This is a genomic window from Kribbella sp. CA-245084, assembly GCF_050942355.1.
Taxonomy (GTDB): domain Bacteria; phylum Actinomycetota; class Actinomycetes; order Propionibacteriales; family Kribbellaceae; genus Kribbella.
In genome coordinates this window covers 2,940,418-2,959,179 of the sequence record NZ_CP192053.1, presented here as the reverse complement: position 1 = coordinate 2,959,179, position 18,762 = coordinate 2,940,418, and the positions used below count along the sequence as shown (strand labels likewise).

The following is an 18,762-nucleotide window of genomic DNA, read 5'->3' as shown; positions in this document are numbered from 1 at the left end:
GCACATGTCTCTGGCCTGCCTACTCTGTGGCTGTCGCGGGTGGGAGTGCCGGTCATCGGCAGGGCGCCGCCCTCGGTGGCCTCGACCTCGGCCTTGTCCGGAAGTCCGCGCACGGCTCCGATGATCGCCACGGCGATGACGGCGCCGATCACCGGCCGGCGACATCGATCCACCAGCCCGTGTAGTCGTTGCCGACGATGTCCGGTCCGAGGATGCGGGCCGAGTTCATGGACGCGCCGCTGATCGGGCCGCCAAACAGGCCGAGCAGCGCGGCCGTCGAGCCGACCGCGATCGCCGCGTTCTGGGCGATGCCGCAGGCCGCGGTCGAAGTGTTGAGAATGACGCTGACCAAGATCACGGTCAGCAGTGTTTCGATCACCAGTGTCGTCCGCGGGCGTCGATCATGCCTCATCAAGTCTCTCCCCCGCTCCGACGTCGTCCGATTGACGCGAGCCGTCCGCGCTGGCCCCGAACGTACGACGCCTCGGCGCCGCAGGCATCATCCCGAACGGGTCATCCCGCCCACGGGTGCCGTGGGTACAAACGGGCGGCGAGCAGGGCAGCAAGGGTCGAAATCAACCGAATTGGTGCTGCGGGTAGCGCCCAACTTCAGGACCCCCGACGCGGCGGCCGCAGTGCCTCTGGTGTTGGAGCCGGCGCCGGAACCGTGGTTCCGGCGCCGGGCGGTGAGTTAGTGCCCTCGGGCGACCTTTGTTGCGTTGAGGATGCCGTCGCCGAAGAAGCCGTTGTTCGTTGGGGTGCCTTCGCAGGTTTGGGTGGATGTGACGGTCAGGAAGGAGCCGTCGGGTTGTAGGACCTGGCGCGTATAGGTGAATGCCGCGGGTGTCGGGCACGGGGTGTCAGTCGCTGTGCCGCGTAGTACCTGCTCTACAGCTGCCGGTGAAGCCTTCAAGCCACCGTTGACGTGGTCCTTGACGCCCAGTCGGCCGACCGCCAAAGCAGCGACGCCGGCGGCGTGCGGTGACGCCATCGATGTGCCCTGCAGGTACTGGTAGTAGCCGCAGACTCCCTTGTTGCAGCTCTGGACGACGTTGGGTGTGTTCGGCGTGCCGTCGGGATTGAGCTGACCACGCTCCACGGCGAGGCTCTTCGGGTACGCGGCGAGGATGGCCTTCGTGATGTCGCGCTTGTTGTCAGCGGTGTCGTACACGTCCCCGCCAGGTGCGGACACGTCAGCGTAGCCGTTGCCGAAGTCCGAGTAGTAGGCCTTGCGCTTGGAGATACCGGTGCTGGTCACCGAAAGTACGTGGTTGCCCTCCGACGGCATCGAGGTACACGAGGTCGGGATCGTCCGCTGGTACGGCGCTTCACCGGGCACACTCGGGAAGTCCGGGCTCGAGGCGTCGACGATCGTCTTGCTGTAGTCGCTCGCGCCGTTGCCCGCGGCTGCGACCAGCGTGACGCCATGGTTGTAGGCGTAGTCGAGCGCCCGTTGCATCGCCATCACGACAGTTCGCTGCTCGGCCTGGGCCTCGGGCGAATCGGCCGGATTGTCGGCGCAGTTGAACAGCCACGGATCGACGTAGAAGCTCATGTTCACGACGTCGATGCCGTGATCGCCCGCGTAGGTCAGCGCATCGACCGTGGGCTGCAGGAAGAAGAAGCCCGCGTCCTGGCCGGCCCGCAGGTTGACGATCGTCGCCTTCGGAGCGATACCCGCGATGCCGAGCTTGTTGACTGGCGACGCGATCTCGGACGCGACGTGCGTACCGTGACCGTTGTCGTCCTCGTCGACTGGGTCGACGCAGCTCGGGTGTTCACACGGCCCGTCGACGATCGCGCCGTTCGCGTCGACCGGGATGTCTGTCGTGAAGTTGCGGCTCAGCGCCTTGTCGAAGTTCTTGGCGATGTCGGGATGGGTACCGTCGACGCCGGTGTCGATGATGCCGACCCGTACGCCGTTGCCCTGCTCGTAGCGCTGGGAGCCGTCAGCGGTGGCGCCGATCTGCTGCATGTCCCATTGCAGCCCGGCCAGCGGCTCTTGCTTCTTCCCGTTCTTCGCGTTGCCACTGCCTGCTTTTGCACCTTTGAGGTCGGTCTGTGCGGGGTCGAGCTTCACGCTCGGCTTCCCAACGGCCGCGCCGTCGTCAGGCGCGTGGCCGATGACCGTGCTTCGCGCGACGCCCGCGATCGCGGACGAGGCGTCGGCAGCCGCCTGGAAACTCTGACTCTTGGTGGTGACGGTGGCGACTCCGATCGCCGTGTTCTCGCTGAGCAGCGTGCCGCCGGCGGCGGCGATCGCGGCATGCGCGGCGTCAGCGGAGCCGCCCTGGGCGTAGAGGACGACGAACTGCCGTTCTTGGCCGCTGGTCGCCGTACCGGGACTGGCTGCGACCCACAGCAGCCCGGCGACGCTCCCTGCCACAACGGCTGCGCGCGTGACGTACCTGAACATTGGACCCCTCCCTCGAACATCCAACTACAGCGAGCGAAACTCGCTGACTGATCGTCGGAACTGCGCGAGCGCGACATACCCGGAGCCGGGGCAGGGCCAGTCGAACTGGACCACCGAAAACCTGCTCACCATTCCCCCTGTCCCGGCCAACAGCCGGAAACAACCCCCGGCGCCATCACAGCGCCCCACAACCCCACCTGCCTTAATACCACTGAACAGACAGCGGCAAACAGCCCGTACGCGCGAACGCATGGGGGTGGGTGACGGGCTTGTGGTCGCGATCCGGAGGTGCCGCGGGCTGGGGTGATGTCGCTCTGGCGTTGGCAGATCGGACAGGGGCGGGACGGGATTGTGGGCATTTCTGCAGGTCAGGAGCTTGTGACTGTTGTGCAGGCACCGCCTGGTGCCAGGTGGGGAAGTGGTCTGGATCTGATGGTGTGGAGAGACTATCGTCTGGACCAACATCGTGCATATGCACGTGCATTTGCAGGTGCACCGGAGGTTGGCCGTGGTAGCTCCCCAGTTCGGGTCTGATGAATGGCATGTCGAGTACTACCGGCATGAGTTCGCTTACCTGCTGAGATCCGTGCGCAAGCGGGCCGGAAAGACCGTTCGGCAGATTGCTGAGAGCGGCAACTACTCGCATCCGCATATCGCGCGGTCGCTCACGGGGACGCGGTTTCCGAACTGGAAGTTGGTGCGGGCGATTCTGGATGCCTGCGGCGTTGGCGGGGATCAGCTCAGGTGTTGGCTGCGACTGTGGATGACCGTCAGCGCAACCCAATCGCGGACGCGGCCAGGCACGACGCACGAGGCCGGGCGGCGTACGTGGGTGGAGATCGAGCGGGAGTGGGATGTTCGGAGGGCGGCGCTCCGGGAGCCGGACGCGACGCTGCAGCAGATCCAGCAGGTGGCGAGCCTCGAGCAGTTGGGGCGAGTACTCACGACAGTCAGCGCGCGGCAGGGTTCTGCATCACTTCGGCGGCTTGAGGAGCTCAGCGGGATCTCGAGATCGACGTTGCACGGGTGGTACGCCGGTCAGCGAAAGCCCACTGCGGCGCGGTTGCACCGGCTTGCCGTTGCGCTTGCGATGACGCAGGCGGAGCAGATCGCGCTGGCCCAGTGTCTTGCCCGGATCTCGCCGCTGCGACGACGCACCGAGCCGGACCGAACTGCGGCGTGTACAGCCAACAGCCCTTCGATCGGGCAGTGCAGGTTGTCCAGGGACCATCGGGGACCACATCACGCCGCCGTCGGCGAACCGTGGTTCGACGACGGGGTGCTTGACGGCAGCCGCCGTGGCAGAGAGCCGAACTCGGAGCCCGAAGCCCGGCCCACGGCGCGGGCGCACTTCGGCCCCGGTTGGTAGCCGGCGCAGTCGATGGTGAGTCAGTGCGCAGGACGGAACCGGCAAGTCGAACACCCGCAGAGGATCCAAGAAGGCTATGGGCAACGCGAACAACCCCGCAGGCCGGTTGCACACCGTCCTGAGCGCCTACCGCGCCGCCGCGCACACCGACTCGACGATGCACGCCACCTGGGCGACGGTTCTCGGCGTACCCGAAGGGCAGGTGCCGGTAGCGCTTGCCGAGGTCGCCGCGCTCATTCCCGAGATTCATCGCCTTGTCGTTCAGTGCGGAGCGTCCGAACAGATCGAGCTCTTCGACGCCTTCGGACGTCAGTGGGCCGTGCCGATCATGAGCGAGCACCATCCGCGGCAGACTCCGAGCCCGGGGCCGGATGCCGTGGATCCGAATGCGCTGGCCGTCCTCGGCGGGTTGTCGGCGTACCTGTCCACCTGCGCGCCCGAGGGTGTTCTCCCGGATGCCGAGCGAGTGGCTGAGCTCAAAGCTGCAGTAAGGGATCTTCTCGATGAGCTGGCCGACGAGGACTCGCTGCCCGCAGAGCTGCGGTCCGCGATCAACGCGCGTCTGCACGACATCATCTGGGCGATGGACCATGTCCGCATCGGCGGACCGGGGGCTGTCAAGCAAGCGATGGAGCGTCTAGTCGGCCAGATCACCATCTCGCTGCACAACACACCTGAGGCGCGCGGCTCCGGGTTTCTGAAGAAGGTGGCGAAGGCGATCTCGTGCATCTGGATCGCCTACAAGGCAGGCCCACAGGTCCACGCCGCGCTCGACGGCTGGCAGGACATCCTCAAGCAGTTGCCCCCGGGGCACTGAGCCCGCAGTACGTCGAGCCCCCGCCGAAGGGTTAGTCGACCGCGGAGTTGTCCAGGTGGTCGGCTAGGTGGTGGAGGGTGGATTGGAGGCGGCGGACTTGGGGCTCGGTCAGGCCTAGGGAGTCGCCTATGTGGCATTGGGCCTCGTGGAGGACGGGCTTGAGGCCTTCGCCGGCGGGGGTGAGGGCGACGGTTACTGAGCGGGCGTCTGTTAGGGAGCGGTCGAGGGTTAGTACGCCGCGGTCGGCCAGGCGGCGGAGTAGCGGGGTGAGGGTGCCGTGGTCCAAGCGGGTGGCTCGGGCTATGTCGCCGATGGAGCAGGGGCCGAGGCGGGTCAGCGTGACCAGGACCAGGTACTGCGGGTACGTGAGGCCGTGGGGTTCCAGCACTGGGCGGTAGAGGGCTGTGACCATCCGGGACAGCGAGTACAGGTCGAAGCAAAGCAGGTCGTCTAGGACCCGGGTCTCGGTCATGGCTTGCTCCTGTGGTCGGCGTCTCACCCGGTGGGGACTTGACGGCAGGATATCTTGTGCACAAATATCTTGTACACAAGACAACTTCTGAAGGAGATCGCAATGCCGACTCGTACCGCGCGGACCGCTTGGAACGGCACTCTGGAGCAGGGCTCGGGGCAGGTCGAGCTGAGCAGCTCGAAGGCCGGGACGTACGACGTCTCATTCCCGAAGCGCGCCGCCGAGGACGCGGGCGGCACGACTAGCCCGGAGGAGCTCATCGCGGCTGCCCACACGGCGTGCTACGCGATGTCGTTGAGTGCCGAGATTGCCCAGCGGGGCGGTAAGCCGCAGGCGCACGAAGTACGGGCCGACGTGACACTTGGTCCGGACCAGGCGAACGGTGGCTTCAAGCTCACCGGTATCAAGCTGACGGTTCGCGCTGAGGTCGACGGTCTGGACGAGGCCGGCTTCGCGGAGGCAGCGCAGGCCGCCAAGGCGAACTGCCCGATCAGCAAGGCGCTGGCCGGCGTCGACATCACTCTCGACGCCGCCCTCGAAAGCTGACGTTGTGAATGGCGCTGCCCGGAGTCCCCTGATCTCCGGGCAGCGCTGGCTCTATTTGGTCGGAGGCGGGGTCGACGTGATGCCGGCGCCGGCGATCGCGGAGTACAGGATGTCGCCGGCCTGCAGGGAGCGTTCGGGCTTGCCGTTGATGTCGGGCGGGCCGTCCTTGATGATGGCGATCCGGGTGCCGAGGAACTGGCCGCCGGTCTCGGCGATCAGCAGATCGTCGCGGTAACCGTCGCCGTCGCGGGCGATCACCCGGGCCCGTCGCCCGTCCACCGTGACGACGTCGTCGAGCAGCTTGATGCCAGGGATCTTGCGCGCGGCCTGGTACAGCGCGGCGCGGAGATCGGCGGGTACGACGCCGGTGCTCAGAACCCACCCGATGCGGTCGAACGCCGCTTCGTCGGGGGTCTGCGGCGTGGGGTTCCTGCGAAGCGCCGCGAGCAGCGCGTCCGGGTCGCGGGGCTGTGCGGCAAGGAACTCGAACGTCGTGTTCTGCCAAGTGGGCCGGCAATTCATTGCCCCGAACATGATGACGCCACTGCCGATGGTCGGACAGGAGTTGAGCATCAGGCTTGGCGTGGTGGTGTGGAAGAGGTACTTCGCCTTGGTCTGCGCCAGCTCGCGCGCCTCGGGGGTCGCGAAGTCCACGCGGGACATCCAGCTGACCAGCGTCGGGTACGGCGCTTTGCGGTCGGCCGCGATCCAGGTGTCGCGTTCGCCGTACTCCGTGGCGCGGAGGCCGGGGTTGGAACCGAGCGGGGTCAGCCGGGTGCTTCGGAAGGTGATCTTCAGGAACTGCCCCGGCGGGATCGGCGCGTCCGGCTCCGCGATGCTCGCCGAAGCCGCATCAGCGAGGAAGGTCCCGGCGTCGGCAACGGCTCCGAGCGGCGGAGCGCCGTCGTGCTTGACCACGTCCGTGACCAGGAACCCGCCCGCCAGAGTGAGCGCCAGTGCGCCGGCAAGGAGTGCCCGTCGATGTGCGACGACTAGACGCCACGGGCTGCGGGACGGCGGGGTGACGAGTTGGCGTCGGGCTTGCGCGAGCGCGCGTGCGGACGGCGGAGCGACGTCGTCGTGAAGTTTCTTGAGGAGGTCTAGGTCGTTCACGGCTGGTTCTCCTCGAAGGTGGGGCCGAGGGTGGTACGCACGGCTTTGCGGGCTCGGTGTAGGCGGGAGCGCACGGTGCCGACCGGGATGGCCAGCGCGACAGCGATCTCGGCGTAGCTGAGGTCCTCCCATGCGTAGAGCAGGAGTACGTCGCGTTCGGGCGCGCGAAGTCCGGCGAGGGCACGGGCGAGCGCTCGTTTGGCGGCCTCGGCATCTACTCGGGAGGCGACGTCTGTTGCGAGCGGATCGTCGTGGGTGTCGCGGCCGGCGGGTTCGGAGCGGGAGTACGCGCGGTACTGGCGAACCTCGGAGCGACGCCGTCGGTGGATCAGGTTGGTGGCGATGCCGTAGAGCCAGGGCAATGCGCCGGTTGCGGGGCCGACGTACCGGTCACGGCGTTCGAAGGCGACGAGAAAGGTCTGGCTGAGGAGGTCGTCCGCGTCGGCGACGCCGAGGCGGCGGGCGACGTAGCGGTGGATCGTCACTGCATGCCGGTCGAACAGGAGCGCGAACTCCTCCCGGGTTGCACCACGGATGAGCTCTACGTCCGTCGGCGGTTCCGCACCACCCAGCGGGGCGGCGGAGGTGGCAGGCTGCATACCTGTTTCTGCCCGCACTGCCCTGATCGGTTCCCGCCCCATCGCCGGAGTCTGGCATCTCCCCCGGCCACCACAGCCCACTCGGCAAGTCCGGTCCGTGGCCGCTCGGTGCGGCATGCTGGAGGCCGGCTTGTGGAGGAGGGCTTGCGGAGGAGGGGTTGTGGACTGGCGAGAGTTGCCGATCGCTGAGTGTCTGCGTGGGGATGAAGTGGAGATGCTGCAGTTCGCGCTGGACAGGGCGCGGAAGCAGTTTGCTTGGAAGACCGGTGGGCTTGGTGCGGAGCAGTTGAGGCAGCGGCATGCGCCGTCGGCGATGACGCTGGCTGGGCTGGTGAAGCACATGGCGTTTGTCGAGGACGGGTTCACGGCTCGGGCTGCGGAGAGGCCGCTTGCGGCGCCTTGGGACAGCAGGAGCTGGGTCGAGAACGATCGGTGGGGTTGGGAATCTGCGGTCACGGATGACCCGGAGCAGCTCTACGGACTTTGGTACGGCGCTGCCGCGCGTTCTCGCGCCGCCTGGGCGGAGCTGAGTGCGGACGGCGGCCTCGACGTGGTGATCCCGGACCCGGACCCGAAGTGGTCGTCGAACCGGCGGCGGATTCTCATCGACCTGCTCGAGGAGTATCTGAAGCACACGGGGCACGCGGACGTGCTGCGCGAAGCGGTCGATGGTGTGACGGGCAACGATCCTGAGTGAAGCGGAGAGGATCGCGGATGCCTTGGCGCGCTCGTACGGTGTGCATGCTGTCGAGGTGACCGCGATCCAGGCGGGCACGGCGACGATCAACTTCCGCGTCGTCGATGACGCCGGATGTCGATGGTTCGCGAAGGTGTACCGCGGGGAGCTCGAGCGCGAACGGGCCGCGATTGAGCTGGCCGAGTTTGCCAGGCAGGGCGGCGTACCGGTGCCTGAGGTACGGCGGACGCTCGATGGCGAACTGATCGATGAGCGCGCGCCGATGTCGTTGTGGGAGTTCGTGGACGGCGAGACAGCTGAGGGCGGGATCTCTGGCGCGCGGTGGTCTGCGGTCGGGGCGGTGTTGGGCAGGCTGCATCGCCGGTTGGCGAAACATCCAGCGGCGGCACCGACGTTGCGTGCAGCAGTTGGAGTACGAGATGTCGGACAGGCATGGCAGTCCTTCGATCGGATTATCGAGGGGTATGGGAATCGGGCGACCTTGACCCGGTTCGAGCAGTGGGCGTGGGAGGCGGCCAAGGAGCGGCGAGGGCTGCTCGATCGGGCCGCTGCGATCCTGGCCGGCCTACCCGAGCTGACAGTTCAAGTTGTGCATGGCGACTTGGCATCGCCGAATCTGATGCTGTGCGGTGACCAGGTGGCCGCGGTGATCGACTTCCAACCACCTGCCCCGCGCTTCGCTGCCTGGGAGATCGCGAGGATCGGCTGCGACCCGAGGACCGTGATGCTCGGCGACGAGTGGATCAGCGGCCTTGCGGAACTGCTGATCGCCTACCGGGAGGAGCATCCGGCAGCACGCGTTGATGACCTCGTGTCGACGGTTGCGGCAGGCTGCGCCTACACGCTGGCGTCGACGTATCCGCTGGCCGAACCGCTCGACGATCCAGTCGCGGTCACGCCAACGCTCGAGGTGTACGGCCGGGCGCGACATGATGCAGCGTTGCGGATGTTGGAGCGGCTCGAAGAAGTGCGGGACCGGCTCAGCTAGACCGGGACCGAGACTCGGAAGAGGCGTTCGGCGTTGTGGAGGGATTCGGTCACGACTGCTTGGCCGTTGGTGATCAGGTCCTGTTGGTACGACGCTAGGTCCTCGCCGGAGGTCAGCGCCTTCGTGAGGCGGGCGGCGTCCCAGAGGGCGGTGTTGGCGCCTGCGCCTGCGGCCGGTGTCATCGGGTGTACGGCGTCGCCGAGCAGCGTCACTCGATCCGACGACCACGATGGCACCTCGATGCAGGTCCGCAGTGTGATGGGGAACGCCGCATCAACCTGACCCGCATCGATCAACGAACGAATCGCGGGATGCCAGGAAGCCACGGATCGCGTCACGATCTCCCAGAGGTCGGCCGGGCTCATCGTGAAGAGCTCCTCGTCCGATGCGCCGAGCACCTCGTTCGTCCCCGTGAGGACAGCCATCAGATAGTCGCCGTACTCCGCCGGGGGCTCGCGGAACATGACCGGACCGAAGGCCACGCCCGTCCCAGCGCCGTCGCTGGCGAAGCAGAATCCTCGTAAGAACGCCGGCGGCGCGAGCGAGCGGACAGCCGTTGTCAAAGGCACCTTTCCGTAGATGCAACGCACCCCGATGTCCACCACCTCTTGCTCCGGCAGCAGGTGCCCGCGCACTCGCGAGCCCACTCCATCGGCACCCACGAGCACGTCAGCAACCGCAGAAGTCCCGTCCGCAAAGGAGATCTCGACCCCATCCGGCGTCTCGACGTACGACTCGAACTGCTTGCCGAACTCGAGCACGTCGTCGAGGCCGGTCATCAACGCCCGCCGGAACGCATACCTGTCCACCGACGTCACCGAGTCCGGCCCCGCGACCGGGAACTCCTGCTCGAACTGCACATTCAATTGGGCGTCGAAGCCCGCCACCAGATCGCCAGGCCGAGTCGCGGTCGCGATCACGCGACGTCGCACGGCATCCGGCAGGACCGCGGCCAGCGCCTCCTCCCCCACCGGGCTGATGTGGATCCGGTACCCCTGATTGCGGTGCCTCGGCGAGGGGTCGCGCTCGAACACCTTCACGTCCACTCCCGCCTTGAGCAGTCCCTGCGCCAGCGCGAGTCCACCGATCCCGGCACCCACGATCGCAACCTTCATCACCGTCTCCAATCATCCATGCATCAAGCTCTATCATCCGTGTGGTTGATTAAGTTAGCACACCGGATGGCTGTCCGCTAGGATGGTTTTCGTGCGGAGATCACCGGGACCCGACGAGCGGCAGCGGGACGCCGAGCGCACCAGGCAGCAGTTGCTGGACGCGGCGGTGATCGAGTTCGGCGCGCACGGATTCGGCGGAGCACGGGTCAGCGAGATCGCTGCCAGGGCAGGCGTGAACAAGCAACTGATCTCGTACTACTTCGGCGGCAAGGAAGGTCTGTACCGCGCGGTCGCCGATCGCTGGCGGGCCGACGAGCCGGCCATCGCCGCGGACGCGGAATCACTCGGCGAGGTGGTCGGAGCCTACGCCCGTACGTCGATCGCGCAGCCTGACCTGCTCCGCCTGCTCGTGCGCGAGGCCGTCGATCGCGACACCAGCGCGCTCGATCCGGAGGGGCAGCGGGCCCGATTCCAGAGCATGCTCGACGACTTCCGCCAACGGCAGACCGACGGCGAGCTCGCCGCCAACCTCGACGCGGCGTACACCGGTCTCGCACTCTTCGGCCTGGCGGCGGCGCCGGTGGTGTTCCCGCAGATCGCGAGGGCGCTCGGCCTCGACCCGGACAGCGAGGAGTTCGCCACGAAGTATGCCGAGGAAACGACGCGCCTCGTGGAGCACCTGAAAGAGGACTAGAGCGCCCCGGAGATTGCGCGGTTGCGGAGTTCGGCTTTGTAGGCCTCGAGGGCGATGAGTTCGCCGAACATACGGTTGTACTCGTCGGCGCGCTCGATCGGGTTCGTCCGTTGCAGCTTCGACTTCAGGTCCTGGATGCGCCGGGCGCAGGTCAGCTCCTGCAGTCGGGCCAGCAAGGCCTGCGCATACTGCTCGTCCGGCTCGCGGCCGAGCCGCAGCGGGTCCACCGCCAGCGCGCCGACGGCCGCGGCCGCCGGATCGTTGCCGATGGCATCGCGTACGGCGACCACCCACGCCTCCGCCGCGGGCGCCGCGGCCGGACCGCCGGCTTTCGCCATCGCAGTACGGATCGCGGCGAGCCACGGGTGGGTGAAGTCGTGGTCGTCGAGCTCGTCGAAAGCGACGCCGACCAGCGCCGGGTGCTGCATCGCGACCTTCAGCGCGTCCCACTCGATCACGTACCGCTGATCCCGCGGCGAGGGCACGTCCGCGCGGCGCGGCTGCTGCGCAGCAACGTCACCGGCCACCGGGCGTCCTGGTTGTCCAGCAGCGGGGCGGCCAGCCTGCCCAGGAGCTGAAGGCGACCCCTGCCTGGAAGCAGCGCGGTACACCTCGGTGCGCACCTGGTCCTCGTCCATCCCCAAGTGCCCGGCGAGCTCCCGAGTGAACGCATCCACCTTCGACCGGTCGCGGATGCTGATCACCAGCCGCGCCGCATCGCGCAGCGCGTCGACCCGCGTGTCCGCCCGATCAAGGTCGTACTTCGACAGCACGTTCGCGAGCACGAACCGATACAGCGGGACGCGCCGCCCAATCAACTCACGGACCGCCGCATCGCCCTTCTCCAGCCGCAGATCACACGGATCCAGCCCGTCCGGCTCGACCGCGACGTAGGTCTGCGCCGCGAACGCCTGGTCCCCCGCGAATGCCTTCAACGCTGCGCGCTGACCCGCCTCGTCACCGTCGAAGGTGAAGATCACCTCGCCGCGGAACTGATCATGGTCCAGCAGCAGCTGCCGCAGCACCCGCGCGTGATCGTCGCCGAACGCCGTACCGCAGGTGGCCACCGCGGTCTGTACTCCGGCCAGGTGGCACGCCATCACGTCGGTGTAGCCCTCGACCACCACGGCCTGCCGGCCCTTGGCGATCTCGCGCCGCGCTAGATCCACGCCGTACAGGACCTTGGACTTCTTGTAGATCGGCGTCTCAGGCGTGTTCAGGTACTTCGCTTCGATCCGGTCGTCATCGAACAGCCGTCGCGCGCCGAACCCGATCACGTCCGACGATGCGTCCCGGATCGGCCACATCAGCCGTCCACGGAACCGGTCGTACAGCCCGCGCTGCCCATCGGCCGACAAACCCGACGCGACCAACTCGGCGTTGGTGAAACCGCGACCGCGCAGATAATTGGTCAGCACGTCGCCGCCGCGCGGCGAGAAGCCCACCCCGAAGTGGACAGCGGCGTCCTTGTCGAAGCCCCGCTTGTCCAGGAACTGCCGGCCCGGCGCCGCTTCGGCCGCACCGAACAGCTGGTCGACATAGAACTCGGCCGCGACCTTGTGCGCCTCGACGAGCCGCGGCCGCTGATTGCCCGGACCACGCTGCACCGGGGCGCCGGAGTCCTCGTACCGCAGCTGGATGCCGACCTTCGACGCCAGTGTCTCGACCGCTTCACTGAAGGTGATCTGGTCGATCTTCTGGATGAAGTCGATGACGTCGCCGCCCTCTTGGCAGCCGAAGCAGTAGAAGAACCCGCGGGCCGGGGTCACGTTGAACGACGGCGACTTCTCGTCGTGGAACGGGCACAGCCCCTTGAGGTTGCCACCGCCGGCGTTCTTCAAGGTCACATACGAACCCACGACGTCGTCGATGCGGGCCCGCTCGCGCACCAGCGCGATGTCCTCTTCCTTGATCCGGCCTGCCACCCCGCGAGTCTAGCTGGACCGATCACATAGGTTTGCGGGTATGCCACGAACTCTGCGCTCCGGTCAGCGGTCCGAGTTGTACGTCGTCGATGTGACGAGCGGGGAGCACCGCCTGGTGTTCAGCTCGTCGGACATCCTCTTCGAGGCACCGAACTGGACGCCGGACGGTGTGCTGATCGTCAACGGCAACGGGAAGCTGTTCCGGGTGAACGACGGTCTCGAGGAGATCGAGCTCGGCGGAGTGCCCGACATCAACAACGACCACGTGGTCAGCCCGGACGGGCGGACGGTGTACGTGTCCGCGGACGACGGCCACCTGTACGCCGTACCGATCGAAGGCGGAGCCGGGCGCCGCGTGACGAACGATCATGGACCGGGCTTCCACCACTACTTGCACGGAGTCTCGCCGGATGGTGAGACGTTGGCGTACATCGGGCTGCAGCACGTTGGCCAAAGGCGGATCACCAACGTGTGGACGATTCCCAGCGCCGGCGGCGCGGACGTCCAGGTGACGGACGACGAGTTCGCCGACGACGGGTCGGAGTACGGCCCGGACGGCAAGTGGATCTACTTCAACTCGGAGCGGGCGGGACAGGCGCAGCTGTTCCGGATCGCGGTCGGCAGCGGTGAGGTCGAGCAGTTGACGAATGACGAGCGGGTCAACTGGTTCCCGCACCCGGCGCCGGACGGCTCGGCGATCGCGTACGTGAGCTTCCCGACCGGCACCGAGGGTCATCCCGCCGACATCGACGACGTACGACTCCGGCTGCTGACGAAGGACGGCGAGGTACGCGAACTCACGAAGCTGTTCGGCGGCCAGGGCACGATGAACGTCCCGAGCTGGTCGCCGGACAGCACGCAGTTCGCGTACGTCACCTACCCGATCTAGACCTCGGCCAGCTCGACCGAGGTGTCGGCGAGGCGCGCCGGGTCGACCTGCTTGCCGCAGCGAATGAGCTCGCGGACCGCATCGAGTCCGGTGTCCCACAGGTTGACATGCATACCGGCCAGCACCCGGCGGTCGTCGCCGAGCCAGAAGACCATGTAGGCGCCGGACTTCGGGTCACCGCGGAACACGACCTGGTACGACGCACCGCGCGGGATGTCGCCGGCGTACTCCATGCCGAGGTCGAACTGGTCGGTGAAGAAGTACGGGATCGAGTCGTACGCCACGTCCTGGCCGAGCATCGCCTTCGCGACCGCCTTGCCGGAGTCCTTCGCGTTCTGCCAGTGCTCGACGCGGACCGGCCGACCGTACTGCGGGTGGTCCCACCGGGCCACGTCACCGGCGGCGAACACGTCCTCGGCCGACGTCTGCAGGTTGGCGCCCGTCACGATGCCGGCTCCGTTGTCCGGCGTCGCGACCTCGATGCCGGCCTCCTCGGCGAGCTCGGTGTTCGGGCGGACACCGACGCCGACGACCACCAGGTCCGCCGGAAGCACCTCGCCGCCGGACAGGCGGACACCGGTCACCTTGTCGGTTCCCTCGAAGCCCTCGACCCCGGCCCCGAACCGGAACTGCACGCCGTGCTGCCGCTGGAAGTCGGCGAACACCTCGCCGACCTCTTCGCCCATGACGGATGCCAGCGCGGTCGACTGCGGCTCGACGACCGTCACCTCACTGCCCCGCTCGCGTGCGGCCGATGCCGCCTCCAGCCCAATCCAGCCCGCACCGACCACGACAACGCGCGGCTTCGCGGCGTACGCGTCGGTGAGCGCCTGGGACTCCTCCGCCGTCCGCAGGTAGCACACGCCGGGCAGGTCTGCACCAGGGACGTTGAGCTTGCGGACCCGGCTGCCGGTCGCGATCAGCAGCTTGCTGTAGGACACCTGCGAGTCGTCGTCGAGCGTGACCGAGTGCGCGGCCGGGTCGATCGCGGTGACCGTCGTCCCGAGGCGCAGGTCGATCTTGTTGTCCTCGTACCACTGCTGGTCGTGCAGCTGAGCGGACTCGGTGCCCTTCTTCGCGAGCAGCACGTCCTTCGACAGGGGCGGTCGCTCGTACGGCAGGGACTGCTCACTGCCGATCAGGAGGACACCACCGGTCCAGCCTTCCGTCCGAAGGGCCTCGGCCGCGGTCGCTCCCGCGAGACTCGCACCGACGATCACAATCTGCTCTGCATCAGCCATAGGAAGACCCTAGTACCCGCCGACCTCTTGTAAAAGCAGGACCGGTTGGCTAATTTGTCGCAGGACATCATACGTCCTATGTCCTCTCCGGGAGAGTCATGCGCGTACTCGTACCGGCCCGCCTCGTGGCCGCCGCCCTACTGATGTTCGGCACTCTCACAGCTCCACCCGCACACGCCTCCGGCGAAGCACCCTTCGTCGACGACAGCATGCTGTTCCAGCAGAAGACCGAGGGGTATTCGTGCTTCCGGATCCCCGCCGTCGTCCACGCGACCGACGGAGAAGTGCTCGCGTTCGCCGAAGGCCGGGTCGCGGACTGCGGCGACGACGGCGACATCGACATCGTGCTCAAGCGATCCTCGGACGGAGGGAAGACGTGGGGTCCGCTGCAGGTGGTCTCCGAAGGCAACGGGAGTACGCACGGCAACCCCGTGCCGATCGTCGACCAGAAGACCGGCCGGATCGTGCTCGTCACCACGCACAACGGCCCGGATCCGTGCACGAACGGCTGCGACCGCGACCCGTACGTCCAGACCAGCGACGACTTCGGCGCGACCTGGACCGCACCCCGTGAGCTGACCGACGCGAAGCTGCCCAGCTGGAACTTCTGGTACGCGACCGGCCCGATGCACGGGATCCAGCTCGAGCACGGACCGCACGCCGGCCGGTTGATCGTTGGCGCGACCTACGAGTCGTACGACGGCGTCGGCAAGCACGTCTACGGCGGCCATCTCATCTACAGCGACGACTCCGGTCAGACCTGGCATATCGGCGCGACCATGGCCCGCGACGACGGCAAGGTGATCGTCGGCGAGATCACCGTGGTCGAGCTGACCGACGGCCGGATCTATGCGCTGGCACGTGAACGCGGTACCGATCCGGGCAACCGGGCGTTCGCGATCAGCAGCGACGGCGGCGCGACGTTCGACGCACCGTTCAAGACGATCCCGCAACTGGTGATGCCCGACGTACAAGGCTCATTGCTGCGGTTCAGCGCGCGGAACGAGGGCGATCGGCAGAACCGGATCCTGTTCTCGGCGCCGGCGCATCCGGCCGCGCGCGAGGTGATGACAGTGCGATCGTCGTACGACGAGGCGCGGTCGTTCGGCACCTGGCAACAGGGCAAGGTCTTCTACTGGGGCCCGTCGGCGTACTCCGACATGGTGCGGCTGGACGGCGATCAGGCCGGGCTGTTGTACGAGGCCGGCATCGCGAGCCCGTACGAAACGATCCGCTGGGCACGGTTCAACGAGGCGTACCTGTCGACGCCGAACGGTACGCCGCCGGGCATTCCCGGTCCGCCCGCACCGGGTCCGAAGACGGCTGATGCGGGGCCGGCGCACAATCCGGCGTACGTCCGCGGCGGCGCGACCGTTGCCGCGGGCAAATTCGGGAACGGGCTGGCGATGGACGGGGTGGACGACTACGTCGAGGTGCCGTTCGACCGCTCGATCGATCTCGGCGCGGACGACTTCACGATGGTGACGTGGATCAAGTACGGCGCGACGACTGGGTCGCACGCGATCCTGTGGGCCTATCGCACCGGCTCCGGAACAACACCGCAGGTCTGGTTGCGGGCGGAGCCGGAGAGCAATCGCATTCGCGCGCTGCTGGCGGTGGATCGCTACAACGTCACGGTCCAGTCCGCGTCGGCGTACAACGATGATCAGTGGCATCACGTCGTACTCCAACGAGTGAAGGGGAAGCTGCGGTTGCTGGTCGACGGGGTTGAGGTCGGCTCGGCGACGGCGCCCGCCGGTTCGGTGACGGCGGGCAAGGAGTTCGGAGTGCAGGGCATTCACGTCGGGCAGCGGGTCGACGGCGCCAACCGCTTCCAGGGCACGCTCGACGAGGTGCGCGTCTATCGGCGGGCATTGTCGGATGCAGAACTGCAGCAGATCCGCGAGACCAACAAGCCGATCCGCTCGCAGCTAGGGCTGGACCTTCCCCTCGACCAGGTGGGCATGCCAGGCCAAAGCTGAGGGGTCGGTGAGGGACGCGACCTGGTCGACGACAACGCGCAGCCGGGCGTTGTCGTCGGCCGCGTCCGCGAAGTCGGACTGGAACGGGAGGTCGAGGTTGCGCGGGGCCGTCTTCCACAGCGCCTCGACCAACTCGGTGAGCAGCTCGCGCTGGGTCGCACGGCGGGCCTGGCGTTCGGGCGAGTTGAGGACGTGGAACATGCCCACGCCCTTCAGCAGACCGATCTCGGTGCGAATGCCGTCGGGGACGATCAGGTCAGCCTCGTAGCGGATCAGCCGGGAGCGACCGAACACGGCATGCGTGGCCTGCTCGGCCGCGGTGGCGAAGCGGCCGATGAGCTGGCTGGTGAGGTCCTTCAAACCGCCGAGCGCACGCCGGCTGTCGTCGAAGGTCGAGCCGGGCCAGTAGTTCAGCGAGGTCAGCCGCGCCCAGCCCTCGTCCAGCTCCGCATCGGTTGCCTCCGGCAGATACATCTGCCGGACGGTCTGCCAGTACGACGCTCGGTCTGCGTCGACCGCCGCGAGATCGAGATGATGGGCGACGATCGCGTCCTCGACATCGTGCACGGAGTACGCGACGTCGTCGGCGAAGTCCATCACCTGCGCCTCCAGGCAGCGCCGCTCCCCCACGCCCGGACGCAACCAGGTGAAAACGGCGAGGTCGTCGTCGTACACCCCGAACTTCCGCTCACCGGGGCGGCGCGGCCACGGGTACTTCGTCGCGGCGTCGAGGGTCGCGCGGCTCAGATTCAGCCCGACGCTGCGACCCTCGGAATCGAAGGTCTTCGACTCCAGGCGGGTCAGCAATCGCAGCGTCTGAGCGTTGCCCTCGAAGCCGCCGATGTCCGTCGCGACCTGGTCGAGCGCGCGCTCGCCGTTGTGACCGAACGGCGGATGTCCGAGATCGTGTGACAGGCAGGCCGCGTCGACGATGTCCGGATCGCAGCCGAGCGTCGCCGCGAGCTCGCGGCCGATCTGAGCGACCTCGAGGCTGTGGGTCAGCCGGTTGCGAACGAAGTCGTCGCTGCCGGCCGTGACGACCTGCGTCTTGGCCGCGAGCCGTCGCAACGCCGCGCTGTGCAACACCCGCGCGCGATCACGCGCGAACGCGGTCCGGCCCGGTCGCTTGACCGGCTCGGCAACCCAGCGCTCCGCGTCGTGCTCGTCGTACCCCTCATGCTGCTTCCTCATTACTGCACACAGTAGCCGTGAGGGCCGACAGTTTTGCGACGTTCAGATGGCCACGCAGTAACGCATCCAGAGCACTCCGTCCTTGAAGACCTCGGTGCCGACGTGGTGCAGGTTGAGTCGGCGGGTGTCGTACCAGCGTTCGCCGGAGCCGACCAGGACCGGGTGGACGAGGAGGGCCAGCTCGTCGATCAGATCTAGCTCGAGGCAGGCTCGGAGCAGGGCGCCGGACGAATCCACTCTGACGGTCTGGATGCCCCGCCGGCCCAGGACCGCAAGGATTTCGGCGAGGTCGACCTGGTCGTAGCCGGTGATGAGCTCGCGAGTCGTCGCGTCCGACGGGCGGGGCGGGGTTTGGTCGGCGTACAGGGCGAGCACGTCGGACCAGTAGCCGAGGTCGCGGAGTGCGTTCCAGCTGTGGACGCGGGCTCGGCTGTCGACGACCGCGAGCAGCGGGCCCTCCGCGCGCGGACCGCGCCGGGGAGCCGCGAGTACGTCGGACTCCTGGGCGAGGATCGTGTCCGCGCCGATGAGCGTCACCTCCTCCTGCCAGAGCGAGGCCAGCGCATAGAACCGGGCGAGGTCGACGTCGAACCCCGACGCCACCCCGTCCAGCGAGACCGCCAGCTGAGCCACCACGTGCATACCGCCAAACCTAGGGACAGCCACCGACAAACCCAGTTGCAGAGACTTCTCTGCAGAGACTACTCT

General features: G+C 67.5%; 18 protein-coding genes. 8 read left to right on the top strand and 10 right to left on the bottom strand.

Annotated features, from left to right (window positions below; genetic code table 11):
* Positions 1-148: 148 nt before the first annotated feature.
* Positions 149-412, bottom strand: a complete 264-nt coding sequence (locus ACQPYH_RS14330; protein ID WP_432891210.1) for an aquaporin — start codon at positions 410-412, stop codon at positions 149-151.
* Between the two features lie 279 nt (positions 413-691).
* A complete protein-coding gene (locus tag ACQPYH_RS14325) occupies positions 692-2,416 on the bottom strand; it encodes a S8 family serine peptidase (RefSeq protein WP_432891208.1) in 1,725 nt (574 codons plus the stop codon).
* A 508-nt stretch (positions 2,417-2,924) separates the two neighbouring features.
* On the opposite strand from ACQPYH_RS14325, the gene ACQPYH_RS14320 reads away from it, so the two are divergent.
* On the top strand, positions 2,925-3,785 hold the full coding sequence (locus ACQPYH_RS14320; protein ID WP_432891205.1) for a helix-turn-helix transcriptional regulator: 861 nt from the start codon (positions 2,925-2,927) through the stop codon (positions 3,783-3,785).
* Between the two features lie 76 nt (positions 3,786-3,861).
* Positions 3,862-4,602 carry a hypothetical protein gene (locus ACQPYH_RS14315; RefSeq protein ID WP_432891202.1) on the top strand — a complete coding sequence of 247 codons (741 nt, stop codon included), beginning with the start codon at positions 3,862-3,864 and terminating at the stop codon, positions 4,600-4,602.
* 31 nt (positions 4,603-4,633) lie between these two features.
* Here the strand turns inward: ACQPYH_RS14315 and ACQPYH_RS14310 are convergent, their stop codons facing one another.
* Positions 4,634-5,074: a MarR family winged helix-turn-helix transcriptional regulator gene (locus ACQPYH_RS14310; protein WP_432891199.1), complete on the bottom strand. Its 441-nt coding sequence runs from the start codon at positions 5,072-5,074 to the stop codon at positions 4,634-4,636.
* A 102-nt stretch (positions 5,075-5,176) separates the two neighbouring features.
* On the opposite strand from ACQPYH_RS14310, the gene ACQPYH_RS14305 reads away from it, so the two are divergent.
* A complete protein-coding gene (locus ACQPYH_RS14305) occupies positions 5,177-5,620 on the top strand; it encodes an OsmC family peroxiredoxin (protein WP_432891196.1) in 444 nt (147 codons plus the stop codon).
* A gap of 51 nt (positions 5,621-5,671) precedes the next feature.
* Here the strand turns inward: ACQPYH_RS14305 and ACQPYH_RS14300 are convergent, their stop codons facing one another.
* Both ACQPYH_RS14300 and ACQPYH_RS14295 read right to left on the bottom strand, forming a co-directional pair.
* Positions 5,672-6,733, bottom strand: a complete 1,062-nt coding sequence (locus ACQPYH_RS14300) for a CU044_5270 family protein (protein WP_432891193.1) — start codon at positions 6,731-6,733, stop codon at positions 5,672-5,674.
* Entirely contained in the window at positions 6,730-7,332 is a 603-nt protein-coding gene (locus tag ACQPYH_RS14295) for an RNA polymerase sigma factor (protein ID WP_432891190.1), read from the bottom strand. Before ACQPYH_RS14295 ends, ACQPYH_RS14300 begins: the two co-directional genes overlap by 4 nt.
* Positions 7,333-7,492: 160 nt before the next feature.
* On the opposite strand from ACQPYH_RS14295, the gene ACQPYH_RS14290 reads away from it, so the two are divergent.
* Entirely contained in the window at positions 7,493-8,029 is a 537-nt protein-coding gene (locus tag ACQPYH_RS14290) for a DUF664 domain-containing protein (protein WP_432891187.1), read from the top strand.
* Positions 8,030-8,051: 22 nt separating this feature from the next.
* Entirely contained in the window at positions 8,052-9,017 is a 966-nt protein-coding gene (locus ACQPYH_RS14285; RefSeq protein WP_432891184.1) for a phosphotransferase enzyme family protein, read from the top strand.
* On the opposite strand, the gene ACQPYH_RS14280 is transcribed toward ACQPYH_RS14285, so the two are convergent.
* On the bottom strand, positions 9,014-10,132 hold the full coding sequence (locus ACQPYH_RS14280) for an FAD-dependent oxidoreductase (protein WP_432891181.1): 1,119 nt from the start codon (positions 10,130-10,132) through the stop codon (positions 9,014-9,016). The two genes, ACQPYH_RS14285 and ACQPYH_RS14280, sit on opposite strands and share 4 nt — an antisense overlap.
* A 91-nt stretch (positions 10,133-10,223) precedes the next feature.
* Here ACQPYH_RS14280 and ACQPYH_RS14275 point away from each other — a divergent pair, with 91 nt between their 5' ends.
* The gene (locus tag ACQPYH_RS14275; protein ID WP_432891178.1) at positions 10,224-10,826 is read left to right on the top strand and encodes a TetR/AcrR family transcriptional regulator; all 603 of its coding nucleotides are present in this window, start codon (positions 10,224-10,226) and stop codon (positions 10,824-10,826) included.
* Here the strand turns inward: ACQPYH_RS14275 and dnaG are convergent.
* Entirely contained in the window at positions 10,823-12,751 is a 1,929-nt protein-coding gene (gene dnaG / locus ACQPYH_RS14270) for a DNA primase (protein WP_432891176.1), read from the bottom strand. The genes ACQPYH_RS14275 and dnaG overlap by 4 nt on opposite strands.
* 40 nt (positions 12,752-12,791) lie before the next feature.
* Between dnaG and ACQPYH_RS14265 the strand changes: the two genes are divergently transcribed.
* Positions 12,792-13,640, top strand: coding sequence for a TolB family protein (locus ACQPYH_RS14265; RefSeq protein WP_432891173.1), 849 nt, complete (start codon positions 12,792-12,794; stop codon positions 13,638-13,640).
* Here ACQPYH_RS14265 and ACQPYH_RS14260 read toward each other — a convergent pair.
* Positions 13,637-14,881, bottom strand: coding sequence for an NAD(P)/FAD-dependent oxidoreductase (locus ACQPYH_RS14260; RefSeq protein ID WP_432891171.1), 1,245 nt, complete (start codon positions 14,879-14,881; stop codon positions 13,637-13,639). The genes ACQPYH_RS14265 and ACQPYH_RS14260 overlap by 4 nt on opposite strands.
* A gap of 98 nt (positions 14,882-14,979) precedes the next feature.
* Here ACQPYH_RS14260 and ACQPYH_RS14255 point away from each other — a divergent pair, with 98 nt between their 5' ends.
* Complete coding sequence (locus ACQPYH_RS14255) at positions 14,980-16,863, top strand: exo-alpha-sialidase (RefSeq protein WP_432891168.1); 1,884 nt, start codon at positions 14,980-14,982, stop codon at positions 16,861-16,863.
* Here ACQPYH_RS14255 and ACQPYH_RS14250 read toward each other — a convergent pair.
* Positions 16,813-18,054 (bottom strand): deoxyguanosinetriphosphate triphosphohydrolase, encoded by a 1,242-nt coding sequence (locus tag ACQPYH_RS14250; RefSeq protein ID WP_432891165.1) that lies wholly within the window; start codon positions 18,052-18,054, stop codon positions 16,813-16,815. The two genes, ACQPYH_RS14255 and ACQPYH_RS14250, sit on opposite strands and share 51 nt — an antisense overlap.
* Positions 18,055-18,096: 42 nt before the next feature.
* Entirely contained in the window at positions 18,097-18,696 is a 600-nt protein-coding gene (locus ACQPYH_RS14245; RefSeq protein WP_432891163.1) for a dihydrofolate reductase family protein, read from the bottom strand.
* Positions 18,697-18,762: the final 66 nt, after the last annotated feature.